This is a genomic window from Armatimonadota bacterium (genome assembly GCA_016125185.1).
GTDB lineage: Bacteria > Armatimonadota > Fimbriimonadia > Fimbriimonadales > Fimbriimonadaceae > Fimbriimonas.
Map to the genome: position 1 here is coordinate 385,431 of WGMG01000001.1, position 13,855 is coordinate 399,285.

Annotated in this window: 14 protein-coding genes; 11 read left to right on the forward strand and 3 right to left on the reverse strand. The window is 56.4% G+C overall.

The features are described from left to right. Positions 1-30: 30 nt before the first annotated feature. Complete coding sequence (locus GC165_01635) at positions 31-879, reverse strand: hypothetical protein (protein ID MBI1331561.1); 849 nt, start codon at positions 877-879, stop codon at positions 31-33. Positions 880-1,484: 605 nt separating this feature from the next. Between GC165_01635 and GC165_01640 the strand changes: the two genes are divergently transcribed. The 5 genes from GC165_01640 to GC165_01660 all read left to right on the forward strand — a co-directional run bounded on the left by GC165_01640 (position 1,485) and on the right by GC165_01660 (position 6,320). Then, positions 1,485-1,886 (forward strand): hypothetical protein, encoded by a 402-nt coding sequence (locus GC165_01640; protein ID MBI1331562.1) that lies wholly within the window; start codon positions 1,485-1,487, stop codon positions 1,884-1,886. Between the two features lie 205 nt (positions 1,887-2,091). Further along, complete coding sequence (locus GC165_01645) at positions 2,092-4,380, forward strand: hypothetical protein (GenBank protein ID MBI1331563.1); 2,289 nt, start codon at positions 2,092-2,094, stop codon at positions 4,378-4,380. Between the two features lie 25 nt (positions 4,381-4,405). Then, the gene (locus GC165_01650) at positions 4,406-5,338 is read left to right on the forward strand and encodes a lactate dehydrogenase (protein MBI1331564.1); all 933 of its coding nucleotides are present in this window, start codon (positions 4,406-4,408) and stop codon (positions 5,336-5,338) included. A gap of 167 nt (positions 5,339-5,505) precedes the next feature. Then, positions 5,506-5,886 carry a hypothetical protein gene (locus GC165_01655; GenBank protein ID MBI1331565.1) on the forward strand — a complete coding sequence of 127 codons (381 nt, stop codon included), beginning with the start codon at positions 5,506-5,508 and terminating at the stop codon, positions 5,884-5,886. A gap of 74 nt (positions 5,887-5,960) precedes the next feature. Next, on the forward strand, positions 5,961-6,320 hold the full coding sequence (locus GC165_01660; GenBank protein MBI1331566.1) for a helix-turn-helix domain-containing protein: 360 nt from the start codon (positions 5,961-5,963) through the stop codon (positions 6,318-6,320). Positions 6,321-6,427: 107 nt separating this feature from the next. Here GC165_01660 and GC165_01665 read toward each other — a convergent pair whose 3' ends face one another. Then, entirely contained in the window at positions 6,428-6,940 is a 513-nt protein-coding gene (locus GC165_01665; protein MBI1331567.1) for a hypothetical protein, read from the reverse strand. Between the two features lie 123 nt (positions 6,941-7,063). Here GC165_01665 and GC165_01670 point away from each other — a divergent pair, with 123 nt between their 5' ends. The 3 genes from GC165_01670 to GC165_01680 are packed head-to-tail and all read left to right on the forward strand — an operon-like array spanning position 7,064 to position 9,128. Then, positions 7,064-7,621 carry an isochorismatase family protein gene (locus tag GC165_01670; protein MBI1331568.1) on the forward strand — a complete coding sequence of 186 codons (558 nt, stop codon included), beginning with the start codon at positions 7,064-7,066 and terminating at the stop codon, positions 7,619-7,621. A gap of 14 nt (positions 7,622-7,635) precedes the next feature. Beyond that, positions 7,636-8,262 carry a hypothetical protein gene (locus GC165_01675; GenBank protein ID MBI1331569.1) on the forward strand — a complete coding sequence of 209 codons (627 nt, stop codon included), beginning with the start codon at positions 7,636-7,638 and terminating at the stop codon, positions 8,260-8,262. Further along, positions 8,259-9,128, forward strand: a complete 870-nt coding sequence (locus GC165_01680) for a hypothetical protein (GenBank protein ID MBI1331570.1) — start codon at positions 8,259-8,261, stop codon at positions 9,126-9,128. Before GC165_01675 ends, GC165_01680 begins: the two co-directional genes overlap by 4 nt. Before the next feature lie 194 nt (positions 9,129-9,322). Here the strand turns inward: GC165_01680 and GC165_01685 are convergent, their stop codons facing one another. Next, positions 9,323-10,870 (reverse strand): menaquinone biosynthesis decarboxylase, encoded by a 1,548-nt coding sequence (locus GC165_01685; GenBank protein MBI1331571.1) that lies wholly within the window; start codon positions 10,868-10,870, stop codon positions 9,323-9,325. A 59-nt stretch (positions 10,871-10,929) separates the two neighbouring features. Between GC165_01685 and GC165_01690 the strand changes: the two genes are divergently transcribed. The 3 genes from GC165_01690 to GC165_01700 are packed head-to-tail and all read left to right on the forward strand — an operon-like array spanning position 10,930 to position 13,852. Continuing rightward, positions 10,930-11,841, forward strand: a complete 912-nt coding sequence (locus tag GC165_01690) for a hypothetical protein (GenBank protein MBI1331572.1) — start codon at positions 10,930-10,932, stop codon at positions 11,839-11,841. 57 nt (positions 11,842-11,898) lie between these two features. Next, positions 11,899-12,837, forward strand: coding sequence for a hypothetical protein (locus GC165_01695; protein MBI1331573.1), 939 nt, complete (start codon positions 11,899-11,901; stop codon positions 12,835-12,837). A 49-nt stretch (positions 12,838-12,886) separates the two neighbouring features. Then, positions 12,887-13,852 carry a M48 family metalloprotease gene (locus GC165_01700; protein ID MBI1331574.1) on the forward strand — a complete coding sequence of 322 codons (966 nt, stop codon included), beginning with the start codon at positions 12,887-12,889 and terminating at the stop codon, positions 13,850-13,852. Positions 13,853-13,855 lie beyond the last annotated feature (3 nt).

A 13,855-nucleotide genomic window follows, 5' to 3' on the forward strand; every position in this document is an offset into this window, starting at 1 on the left:
ACGCAACGTGGTTCATAATGAGCACACGAATTAAATAGAGGCGACTTTTGCCCCTTCATTAAGGGAAGAATTCTCTTCAGAAGAAATTGCAACCGGTTGAGAATCAAGCAAATACATTGCCGTAACCCGATTTTCATCTGCGATAGCTTGAGAATATTTAGATATTGAGTCGGAACTGTAATCAATCAAAATAAGGAGCAATTTTGCAAGTTGCTCTTGACTACTTGACAGCGAAGACGCTGCAGCGCAAAGAATTTCTAAATGTCCCTCTCGAAGCTTCTGGTCGGAATTCATCGCACCATGCCGATGTCCAGCATAGGTTTTTCTCATGTCAGCTTCGATTCTCTTCTTTTCGACCTCAAATTCCGCCAATTTTACCTCCTTGTCATTGGCGTCCTTTTCACGCTGCACCTCTAACTCTTTCAACCTAATTTCGTGCTCAAAAGCTTGCTGTTGACGCTTCGTCTCTTGCTCTCTGCGATCCTTTATTAGCTCTACCAGTGTTCTCAATGGGCCCAGCGAACCGATAGCAGTAATCCAGCCAGGAGAATTGTAGTGCAGAGATTTCAAGCGAAGGACTTCGACATTGCGGCTACACTCGAAAATCACGCTTGATATGAGGTGGTCTTGATCCTCCCCAGGGGAAAGGCTCTCCAGTCTTGAAAGCTTTTGCAGGACTTCGCGCCGTTCGGATTTTGAGATCTGCAGACTATCCTCATTTTGCGAAATTGCTGAGCCAATTAGCGAAATAGCTGACAGACGCGCATAAGCTTGCTCTAAGTTTGTCAGTAAGCCTTGCAAATCCGACACAGTCCAATATCCATCAATTTCAACCTTAACCTCAGCCGAATCTGGTGTGAAAGAGAGATCGTAGCCCATTATATGATTCTACGACGAAAACCAGCAAACAATCTTCGGGATTTTTGAGGTCAGCAAAATATTTGAGACCGAAACCACAAATCATGTTTCTGATACGTTGGCTTAGTCTGGGTCCTCATTTCAGACTCGGTTGCTTAGGAGTAGACTCCCGAACTGCACGGTCCAATGAGTTTGAGCCTGCTTCGCATCGAAAATCGTATTTGTCCTTACCACTCATAATCAACCCTTTTCCTTCCGATGCTATCCTAGCGAGGGATACTCGTTGTCTCCACCGAGATTATGGCCAATACAACACAAACGGTGAGCCAACTCCTCCAAGAACCTGAAGCAAAGTATGAAGTTCCATATAGAAAGTATCGGCATTTCCTCTTTTCGTTTTGAGTTAATCGGCAGAACTGAAATTGGGTCTTCCCGAATATATAGACTGATTCTCTTCAATTCTTTGTGCTGACTGACAATTGCTTTACCCTGAGGTAACAGACTGTTTTCCAATGGCTTTTCGAGTAGGGCTAGCCGCTGACGTGGTCGGATTGAGAACGTACGTGTGAGAAGAGGGTTTGAGCCGATTAGTGTAACGTGAGCCGCTCTGCGGGTAAGACAGACGGATGGACTTGCGCCTAAAGCATGTGATCGAGGAGTATAGGGCGGGAATCCAAGAGGTTCTTCGGCTCATGGATGCCTCCGGCATGCCACGACCCGCCACCCTCGCCGAATGGCTCGTCACCCGAAACGAATGGCAGATGGGTACCTTCGTGGGCGACATTCGGTTCTTTTGCCATGGCTACGGAATCGCCGTGAACCTCCCGCCCGGCGTGCTGGACTTCGACTTCGGCCTGAACGGCGAGGTCGATGGGGTCAACGTCCACTGGGCGATTCAGTTCGTACAGAAGCGGCTCGGGGAATTCGGATACTCGTCCGAGAGCGAGCTGAAAGAGGCGTTTGAAGACGCGATCGCAGCGGGCGATCTGGCCAAGGACGACTTGGGCGCCTATCGATTGCAAGGGTAGCTTCAAAAGAGATGGTCTACGGTGGCATGCTCAGCCGATCTCTGTGTAGCTGGGAGTCTGAGCATGAAGGAACCAGTCCATGCTTAGGCTGGCTCGACAGTATTCACACGCAAGGACTCCTTCATCGCCTAAACATGCCAAACACTTTCTTTAGTACTCCCTCCCACCGTCTTCCTCCCGACGCCAAAACAGGCTAAGATTAAGAATGCTGTCTTCCCTTGCATTCGGCTACGCCCTGTTGCTGAATCCGGCTGTTCGTCCGCCCCACGAGTACGACCTGCAGGATGTGAAGTTCGACCTCTCTCTCGACTTCAAAAATGAGTCGATCAGCGGCTATGTCGCCAACAAGGTCGTCACCACCAAAAACGATGCCACCCTCTGGTTCGACAAAGGTCCGATGACCGTCACCGGCATTTCGGTGGACGGCGCGCGAACCTACAACGCCAAGGCCGAAGGCGACCACGTCCACGTCAACCTCAAAGGCGTGGCCAGGGGCAAGACCGTCACCGTCACCATCAAGTACCACGCCGAGCCCGAAGCCGGAATCTACTTCGTCAACGGCAAGCGGGCCTACCCCGCCACCACCGACCTGGCCTACACCCAGGGCGAGATGGAAGACAACCACTACTGGATTCCCACCTACGACTACCCGGACGACAAGGCCACCAGCGAAGGCATCATCCGTGTGCCCAAGGGCATGAGCGTCCTCAGCAACGGCACGCTGATCGACCACAAAGACGTCGGCGCACAATCGGTTTGGCACTGGAAGATGGACCAGCCGATGTCCACCTATCTGATCAGCCTCGTGGCCGGTTACTACACCGCCGTGCCGGACGGAAATTTCAAAGGCAAGCCCGTCACCATCTGGACGCCCAAGGGCGTGGAAGATTGGGGCGAAGCGGCCTTCAAGGGCACCGATAACCAGATCGCCATCTACTCCAAGCTGACCGGCGTCGACTTCCCGTGGCAGAAATATGCCCAGTCGGCCGTGCCCGAGTTCATGTTCGGCGGCATGGAGAACGCAAGCTGTACCACCCAGACCATCAACGCCCTGTTCCCGCCGGATTCCAAGGGCACCCAAAGCGGCGAGGGGCTCAGCGCCCACGAGCTTGCCCACCAGTGGTTCGGCGACCTCATCACCGCCCACGACTGGTCGCACATCTGGGTGAACGAAGGCTGGGCTACCTTCATGCCCCACTTCATCACTCGCGAGCGGCACGGCGAGGACGAGTACCAGATTCAGCGCTACGGCACCTACCAAGGCGCGATGTTCTCGGCTCGGCAAAACCCGATGGTCCGCACCGACTACACGGTGCCCATGGAGATGTTCGACGGCAACGCCTACCCGGGCGGCGCAACCCGAATGTTCATGCTCATGCGCGAGCTTGGCGAGGACAAATTCTGGAAGTGCTGTCAGGCCTACCTGAAGGAGTACGCCCACAAGAACGTCACCACCGAGCAGTTCTTCGATAGCTGGGGCAAGACCGCGGGCGAGAGCCTGGACGCCTTCCGCAAGCAGTGGTTCTACACCAAAGGCGTTCCGCGCCTGCGCGTCACTCGCCAGGGCGACGACTTCAAGGTCGAACAACTGACGCCCGGCTTCACGTTCAGCACCGAGGTTCAGCGCATCGGCGACGACGGCCTTCTGACCGAGAAGGAAGTCGAGTTTAGCGACAAGCAGCCAACTCTGATCTCGGTGCAGAACGCCAAGGGCATCATCATCGATCCGGGCGCATGGATCATGTGCGATATCGACTACCCGGACTACGACAAGAGCCTTTGGATGACCGCCTGGCACACCGCCGAGAACGCGGCCCAGAAGATGCGCCTGCTGGACAAGTTCGACGCCGATGGCATCGAGACGATCTATAAGGAAGAGAAGAGCGACGCGGTGAAGCGAGAGCTGATCCCGCATCTGACGGATAAGGCCGAACTGATCAGCCTGCTGGGGAGCAAGGACGAGCGGGAGATCGAGTCTGCCCTCGATCGGCTCGCCGCCCTCAACGACCCCGCCGCCAAGCCGGAGGCCGAGCGAATCTTCGCCGAAACCGCCAACGAAGCGATGAAGAATAACGCGTACGACATTCTGCTTCGCATCAACAACGACGAGAAGACCGCCGAGCTGGGCTGGAACACCACCACCTACAACCTGGGCACCAAAATCGCCGCCCTGCGCTGGTATAGCTACCACGAGCCCGAGAAGGCGCGGCAGATGGCTCTGGACGCGGTTCGCAACTTTGCGCCGGGTCCGGTCCGCATGGCCGCTATCGGGGTCCTGGGTCACGTGAAGGATATTCGCGGCGACCAAGAGGTCTTCGATGTCCTCATTGCGTTGGTCAAAGCCCGGCCCTATGCTCCCATGAGCGCGGCGATCAACGCCCTCGCCGAGTATGGCGACAAGGCGGCGATCCCCGTCCTGGAATCGCGAAAGAACCACTCTCTGCACTTTGCGCGCGGAGCGGTTGCCAGCGCGATCGCAAGGCTGAGCCGCTAAGACCTGCCATAATCAAAAGAGAATCATGGGATTTAAGGTCAGCATCATTGGCGGTGGCGGACGAGTCGGATCGGACGCCGCCTACGCACTTCAGTTGGGAGGCGTCGTTCGCGAGATGGCGCTCGTCGATGCGAATCCGGACATGGCCGCCGGCGAGGCCCTCGATCTTCGCCACGGCTCTTCGCTGACGTCGAACATCAAGTTCACGTCGTCGAACGAGTACGGCATCGTCGATGGAAGCGACTGTGTGGTCATCACCGCCGGACTGCGACGCAAACCGGACGAGACGCGGCTCGACCTCATCAACCGAAACGTCGGCCTCTTCAAGCAAATTCTCGAATCGCTGAAGGGTTGCAAGCTCGCCGCCGGTGCGACCATCCTCGTGGTCTCGAACCCGGTGGACATCCTGACCCAGCTTGCCGCGAAGACCGGCCTGGTGGCCGATGGCCACGTTCTGGGCCTGGGTACGGTGCTGGACACCGCCCGCTTCCGCTCGCTCCTGGCCGATGCCTTCGACGTCTCGGCTCCCGACATCAAAGCCTTGGTGCTGGGCGAGCACGGCGACACGATGGTGCCGATCCTGTCTAGCGCGACCGTTGGCGGCGTGCCGATGACCTCGTATCCGGGCATGACCGAGGCCGCGATCAAGGACGTGTTCGAGTTCACGCGAAAGTCGGGTGCCGAAGTCATCCGGTTGAAGGGTGGCGCAGGTCGCGCCGTGGGACTTTCCATCAAGGAAGTCGTCGAGGCGATCGCCCTCGATAAGCACGCGGTTCTGCCCGTCAGCTCGGTTCAGAGCGGCGCGCTGGGCATCTCCGACATCTCGCTCTCGCTCCCGACCGTGGTCGGACGCCAGGGCGTGGTCAAGGTGATCGAGCCGATCGTGTCGAGCGAAGAAAAGGACCTTCTGCACAAGTCGGCCGCCTCGCTGAAAGAAATCTGGGCGAGCATCAGCTAAGGCTTCGGGTTCATTCCAAAGTGGCTCACCTTCAGGGGTGGGCCACTTTTTTATTGACTGTACGATTGCGCAAGAAGCGATGATTCCTCAAATTGCCGATCGAACGGATCAGTTGGAAAATTCATATTCTCGGTAAGGAAATATAAGTTATAGGTTATAATTAAGGTATGCTTCGCGAGTTCGTACCATTCGACGAGGATGAGATTGAGAAGGAACTCGATGCGCTAGAGAAGGCATCCATTTCGGACCTTGCGAAGCTCGACTACTGTATGAGACGGTATGAGCAGGTGAACCCAAAAGATGATCCTAGTCCTGCCTTTATCCAATCCTTCGATGAAGGGTTCTTGGAGCTAAGGCACAAGAAGGGTGAATACAAAGGTCGTTTGCTCTACTACGTGCCCAGGGTGCCGAAAGGTACCGAGGAGTTGGTGATGCTCGTGGTCTTTCGCAAGGAGACCCAAAAGACTCCGGCCGCCATGATCAGTCTGGCAGAGAAGCGGATGAAAGCAGATATCGCAAGGCGGAAGAATGAGGAAGAAGATCAATGACTTACACAGAACGACGGATTGCTAAGAAGATGGCGGAGAATGCGGATTACCGCGCCGCCTTCGAGGAGGAAGAGATGCTCTTGGCCAAAGAATTGGAACTCCGCCAAGAGCTTATGTCGATGGTCATTGCCATGCGAAAGGCGCAGCATCTGTCGCAACAAGAGCTCGCGGAAAAGTTGAATGTTTCTCAGGCTCGAGTGAGTCAGATGGAGCGTGGCCGCGAGCCGCTGAGTGTCGACAGCCTTTTGCAGATGATTAAAGCGCTCCACGGGAGCATCGTCATACTTACACCTGAAGAAGTCAAGAATTACGGGTTACAAGAGAAAGTTGTGGCGAAGGGTGATCTCTTTAGAAAGGCTCTCGATATGCGAGCGAAGGCCCGAGGTCGTGCTCAGAAAGCGATGCCAGCCAAAGCCGGCGCTAAAGTGAAGTAGGCGAGTTGTTCGCCAAAAGTGTTATCTGACCCTAATTGGCTTAGACCAAAATAAGAAAGCCCTTCCGAATTTCGGAAGGGCTTTCTTATTTCGGGTGAACAGCTGGACTAGAAGCGATAGCCGACGTAGAAGCCGATCGTGTTGAACGAGCCGTTGCTGTTGGACGACGGGGTGAACGTACCGGCGGCCTCAACGAAGGTGTGGTCGCTCACGTTCATGCCGAATCCGCCTCGAGCGGCGAAAACCGTGTCGGTCGGACCGGTCAGGTCGTTGATGGCGATACCAAGGCCGAAGAAGGCGTAGGTCTGTCGAACCGCATCCTTGTTCTGGTAGATTCGCATGTTGTAGGTGATCGGGATGACCGAACCCTTGCCGAACGTACCGAAGGACTTCGAGAAGTAGTCGATTGCGAGGTAGTTGTCCGTACCCTTAGCCAGCGACGAAGGGTTTGCAAACTCCAGCGCTACGCTCGTAAAGTTGTCGTTGATACCGGAAAGCGTGTTGTCGAGCGGGAAGGCCAGGCCGAGTCGCAGGGACACGCCGTTCATGCCAATTGCCTCTTGGGCATGTGCCCCGGCAGTAATCATCAGCGCAGCAAGCGCAACGAGAGTCGTTTTCATAACAATATCCGATCGCCTCAAGGAGCAGGCCCATAAGCCCACCCGCTCCAAGTTATGCCTATTTTAACCTAGTATTCTTGCCGTGTCCAGCACTTTAGGTGAAATCAGGGTCAAAATCACACAATGCCATCCGCGATTCTAACGCCGGAAAACAGCCTGGTTTTGGTCGTCGATATGCAGTCGAAGTTCCTCGCCCCGATTTTCGAGGCCGAGCGGGTCGAGGCTCGCTGTCGATTTCTGTGTCAGGTCGCCCAACTGTTCGAGGTTCCGATTCTGGCCACCGAGCAGTATCCGGAGCGGATGGGCGGAACCATCGACTCTCTGCTGCCGTTTGTGGGCCAGCCGCATCGTAAGATGGAGTTTTCGGCCTTTGGCCAAGAAGAGTTTGGGCAGTTGGTTAAGCTGACGGGCCGGACGAATCTGGTCGTGGTCGGAATCGAAACCCACATCTGCGTATCGCAGTCGTGCCACCACGCCCTTTCGATGGATCTGACGCCGGTCATCTGCCCCGATGCGGCCTCCTCGCGAACCCAGGATCGGCACAAATTGGGAATGGAGCGCCTTCGCGATGCGGGCGTCGTACCCGCCCATACCGAGGCGGTGGCTTACGAGTGGTGTCGCACCGCCGATAATCCGAAATTTAGGGACCTTCTGAGCGTTGTAAAGGGCTCCGCTTTCTGATACTATTTCCTAAAGTGGCGTTGATCGAATTGATCCAGCAGGGGCAACCCGAAGCGGCTTTTGCCTTGTTGGAGCAAAATCCCGAATTGGCGGATGAGGTCGGTGCCGACGGGGTCAGCGCGGCGATGCTGGCTCTGTACTACGGAATGCGCGACCTGGCTGACCAAATCTCCTCGCAGAAATCGTCCCTTTCGATCTTCGAAGCCGCCGCTTTTGGCCGGATCGTCGCCCTCGAAAAGGGCCTGACCGACGCCAACAAGGAATCCTTCAGCTCGGACGGCTTTCAGCCGCTCCATCTTGCTGCCTTCTTTGGTCGCCAAGAGGCCCTGAAGGTGCTGCTCGCAAGCCGGGTCAAGCTCGACACGCTCAGCGATAACGGCCTCGGCGTGGCCCCGCTGCACTCGGCGCTGGCCAACGGCCACGAAAGCATCGCCCGCGAGTTGGTGTATGAAGGTGCCGACGTGAATTTAGCGAGCAAGTCCGACTGGACGCCGCTCCACTATGCGGCGCATCTGGGCAATAAGCCACTCGCCCTGTTCCTGAAGGAGCATGGCGCCATCCCCCGCCCGGGGCCGGAAGGCAAAACGCCGAAGGACGTTGCGCTGGAGAAGGGCTTTTCGGAAGTCGCCGAGGTTCTTTGACTCACTCCGAAGTAGAGGAGATCGTTGCCGAGCTTGAGCATTTCGAGCAAACGAATAACCATGAAGCCATTCGAAATGACGATTCTCCCCAGGGTAGTTATCGTCGAGAGTTTGCGCACCTTGTCGGCAATGTCTTAATCTACTGCAACGGCTTTGGTTTTCATCCGTGGCCCGCGGTCAGACCATTCTTTGAAACCTATTCGGTTTCAGTTTTGCCCGACTATCCTGCTTACGAGAAGATGCTGGTAGTCGCCCAAGGGCAAACTAGGAATGCGGCTTCTGGTGCGCCAATTACCGACTCTCAGATATTTTCCTTCTTCGACCTTTCGAGAAGATTTGTAAATTTGGCTCTTCACATGCAGACCCAGATTCCCTTTCCAGAGGAGGATAGTCGCTGGGCCAAACACGCCAAGAAACAACGAAACAGGGCGCAAGAAGGACCGAGGGAGGACTCTGATCCACCGAACATGCCTATTCAGACGCGGACCGATATCGAGAACGCGCTCAAGGAAATGTACTACTCCACCAGGAACTTGAGTTCAGAAGCCCACGGCCTGGCGGAGTTTTGCGACATCTTGGCATATTTCGGAATGGCGTCGAGCTTCTTGGGCTACTTACCTCACCCGGCCCTGCAGAAGAAGTGGAAGGATGTATCGCTCGATGACCTGCCAGATGAGCGGGCCATTTATGTGGAGGCTCTCAATAAGGTCTACCGTTTGTATCGCGACGTCCTTAGTGCGGGCGATGCAACCGACCATCAAATTAACAGAATGTATCGACTCACCTGGCGGACGCGAATTTTCGGCAAAGAGTGCGGTAAGCGTTTGCGTGCGATAGTGGACGCGGTTAATTGGGAAAGCCGCTAGTCGGAGGTTCAAACAAGATGTCTCTCTGGCAAGAGAGACCGGTAAGGTTCATCCGGCAAGGTAATCCGAAACCGCGAACCGAACCGAGAGAGTCGCTTTGCTAAGCGCCCCTACCAGGTACGGCGATTGAACCGGTGATTGTTGACCGACTGCCGACCAAGTGATGATTGCTCCGAATCCTGAATCCTGGTTTCCTACAATCCCAACCGACTCCACATCCCATCGACCTTCTTCACCACATCGTCCGCCATCGTGATCAGCTTCGGATACGGCCGCGAGAACCCATTCTCGCCCGGCCATTTGTGCGTGCAATCGAAGCCCATCTTCCCGCCAAACCCCTCAGCAACCGACGCATGGTCGAGTTGATCGACCGGACCCTTGGAAAGCAGCGTATCCCGCGAAGGATCGCAGTTCGCCCCGATTCGGAACAACACCTCGCCGAGGTCTTGCACGTTGCAGTCCTCGTCAAACACGAACACGAACTTGGTGAATGCCAGCCCACCCAGCCCCCAAATCGCATTCATCACCTTATAGGCATGGCCGGGGTACTTCTTCTTGATCGACACGAACGCCATGTTGTGGAAGGTCGCCTCGACCGGCAGGTTCATATCCACGATCTCCGGCACCGTGAGGTTGATCATCGGTAGGAAAATCCGCTCGACGGCTTTCCCCATCCATCCGTCTTCCATCGGCGGCTGGCCGACGATTGTCGCCGGGTACACGGCCTTCGGCCGCATCGTGACTGCCGTCACGTGCAAGACCGGAAAATCTTCCGCGAGCGAGTAGTAGCCGGTATGGTCGCCAAATGGACCTTCTAACCGACGCTCAGCCGGATCGATGTAACCCTCGATCACCATTTCCGCATCGGCAGGAACCATGATGTCGACGGTCTTGGCCTTCACCAGCTCGACGTTCTCACGGCGAAGGAACCCAGCGAACAGCATCTCGTCGATGCCCGGCGGCAAGGGGGAGATCGCCGAAAACGTATACGCCGGATCGCCTCCCAGCACAACCGCAACTTCGAATTTCTGAAGCCCCTTCTGGCCTGCGTCCTCCATCTGCCGCATGCCCGTTTTGTGCATCTGCCAGTGCATCCCGCAGGTCGTCTTATCGTGGATTTGCACGCGGTACATGCCGACATTTCGCTTGCCGGTATTGGGGTCGTGAGTGAACACCAGCGGCAGGGTCACAAACGGCCCGCCGTCCTCCGGCCAGCAGGTCAAAACCGGGAGCTTGTAGAGGTCGATCTCGTCGCCTTGCCAAACGATCTCCTGGCATCGGCCCGACGAAACCGTCTTCGGCGGAACGTTTTTCATCTCGCCGAGGAGCCACGGCAGTTTCTTCAGCGTGGCAACGGGACCGGACGGAAGCTCGGGCTTGAGCAAAGCCGCGATCCGCTCGGCGTGCTCCTCAAAGTCGTCGCACGACAGCGCCATGCTCATCCGCTTGCGCGTGGCCATCGTGTTGATCGCGACGGGAAAATCGTATTTGCGAACATCGCTGGGCCGAGAGGCAGGGTGAATGGACGGATGCCGCTGAACCGCGCTGAGAGGATCAGGTGTCGAAACCCGGTGCGAAGGCCCCTGAACGTTCTCGAAAAGCAGGGCCGGACCACCCTTCTTGACCACCCGATCGGTGATCTCCGTGATCTCCAAATAAGGCGATACCGCTTCCGAAATCCTCTTCAATTCACCCTTGGATTCGAGGACCTCCAAGAAGTGCTGAAAATCGCGGTAGGCCATTGGCTCTCTAGTCTACGCGGAACTAGTCACGAAAGTGCGAAACCGCTACAATAGGGCTCATGAAGAAGATGCCGCTCTTATGGCTCCTCATTCTTTCGATTTTTGTCGTGGGGTGTGCCCGAACTTCGTCCGAGGTGACGGTGAATGCCGATGGCTCTTGGACCCGGTCGCTGAAGCTGACCGTGGGCAAGGCGATGATGGAAGAAAACAAGTGGAACGACGTGTTCACTCTGCCGACCGACCCAGCCTGGAAGAAGTCGGAAGAGATTCAGGATCAGGAGAAAACCACCACCCTGACCCGCGACTTCAAGCTCGGCGACGGGCCGATCACCGACATCATCATCAAAGAGAAGGACGAGACCAAACTCAAGAATTTCGTGATCGTGCGCAAGCTCGACAACGGCCAAATCGAGTACTTCGAGAAGATCGTCGACCTGAAGCCGGAGACCGACAAGATGGACAAGGAGATTCAATCCTACATCGACGACCTGAAGGCAGCCATGCCCGCTGGTAAAGGCACGGACGACGACTTCAAAGCGATGGGTAAGAAGACGATGACGAAGATCATTCGCCTGATGCTCGGCCCCGATGACCACCTCTTCGGCACCATGGTGCTCAATCCCGATGGCGCCGCTCGCCGCCTTCGCATGAAGATCGGCCAAGTCGAGGGTCAACTCCTCGAAGAGCAGTTTGGCGACCGTTTGACCAAGGAAGAACGGGACGATGTCCTCAAGAAGCTCATCGCCAAGCTGGACAGCCGCTCCCTGATGAAGCAGAACAAGCCGGATCAGGAGCAGGCAAACGACAATCAGAACGACATGGTCGGCATGTCCGTCGCTGTCAAACTTCCCGGCAAAATCGTCTCCACCAACGGTGAGATCGACCCGGTGACGGGCGAAGTCTTCTGGGATTTCGCGACGCTGTCGGCCAGTACGGACATACTGGAACTTCACGCCATCTGTCAACCATAGCGTTAAGTCCTAGCGGAAGGGAACCTTTACCGAATTCGTTCGTTTCATAATTTGGTAATGCGTTCCCTCTCCCTTCTTTTGTGCCTGGTCCCCTCCGTCGTCTTTGCTTGGGGCAGCGACGGCCACATGCAGATCGCCGACATCGCCTGGACGAAACTCACTCCGACGGCCAAGGCCAAAATCACAACCCTTTTAAACGCAGGAGAGCCCTCTTTTCGAATCCTCAACAACGATTCGCGCGATGCGTTTCGCTCAGCCGCGACCTTCTGCGACTACATGAAGTCGCATGAAGACACGATTTACGAAAGCATCATCCCCGCCATGAACTCCAAGTTCAACCCGAACATCGCGTCGATTGGGCGCGAAGGCGTCCGATGCAAGACGTGGCACTACTACGACGTGCCCATTCGTTATTCTGGCCAGGAACCGGCCATCGACCCCTCGAACGCAGATGCGGCCCTGAACTTGGCCATCGCCGAACTCTCAAAAATGAACAAAAGCGGCCTGAGCGACCCCAAGATGGCCTGCTGGTGGCTGTACTGGATCGAGCACGTAACCGGCGATTTGCACCAGCCTCTGCACTGCGTCAGCAGTTACGAATACGAATCAAAGGGCGACGCCGGAGGAAACTTCTTCAAGATCAAAAAGCTCGGCGGCGAAGGGACGACTAACCTGCACAGCTTCTGGGATGGCGGCATCGGTCGCGCCATCGGCGAGGAGCGGGAAAAGGGCAAGGACCCCAATGTCGAGAAGGTGACCGATCGCTGGACCGGCGATTCCTCCCTCCAGCCCCCGGCAGATCAGGTGAAGGACCTCGATCCGATGGATTGGATCAAGATCGGCTCGCGCGAGGCAGACAAGGTCGTGTACGGCGACCTTAAGCAAGGCGACGCGCCGGATATGAACTACCTCTACCGCATGTCGATCTTCTGCCGAAAGCAAGCGGTTCTCGGCGGATATCGGCTGGCGGCGGTGCTGAACAAGGCTCTCGGCTAGCCGAAGGTGCATCTTTTCGGGTTCGCGTGGCGTAACCTTTAGTCTGGAGATGCGAAAGACCCTTCGGGAACAGATCGACGCGAACAAGCGAGGCAGTCTAGTACTGGTTTGCGTGATGCTCGCTCTGATCACCGCGCTCGGCACCTGCATCGTCGGCATCTGGCACCCGCGATATTGGTACTACGGAGCGGGCGGTGCGTTTGGCATCGCCCTTTTCGTGGCCTTCGTCGCTCGGTCGTGGGGTCCGGGCATCATCCTCGGCATTTCCAACACCCGCGAGGCGACGGCGCAGGAGGACCAGATGCTCCGTAACGTCGTCGAAGAGATGGCGATTGCCTCCGGCCTTCCCATGCCCAAGATCTATGTGATCAACGACAGTTCGCCCAACGCGTTCGCGACCGGCATGTCGCCGGAGAAGGGCATCGTCTGCGTGACCACCGGTCTGCTCTCCAAGCTCAATCGCGAAGAGCTTCAGGGCGTCATGGCCCATGAACTTTCGCACATCCGCAACTACGATGTCCGGTACATGACGATGGTCTCAATCCTGGCCGGGATGATCGCCTTGCTGGCGGATTTCCTCCAAACCCAACTTCGCTGGGGTTTCTGGGGCGGACGATCGAGATCGAGCGACAACGATAACGACAACAACAATCCGCTCGCCATCGTATTTCTCATCGTCGGTATCATCCTCGCCATCATCTCGCCCATCGCGGGTTGGATGCTCGAAATGGCGGTGAGCCGCAAGCGCGAGTTCCTCGCCGACGCCAGCGCGGCGGAGATGACCCGCTACCCCGAAGGGCTCATCAGCGCCCTCCAAAAGATTTCCAACGACCCCGATCCGCTGGAGGCCGCCAACCGCGCCACCCAGCATATGTACATCGTGAATCCCCTCAAGCTGATGGAGGAGCGGGCCGACCTCTTCCGCACCCATCCATCCACCGAGGCGCGCATCAACGCGCTGCGGGGTATGGAGCCGTATTACGACAAAGTGCGTAAGTTCGGCGAGATTGAATAGAAA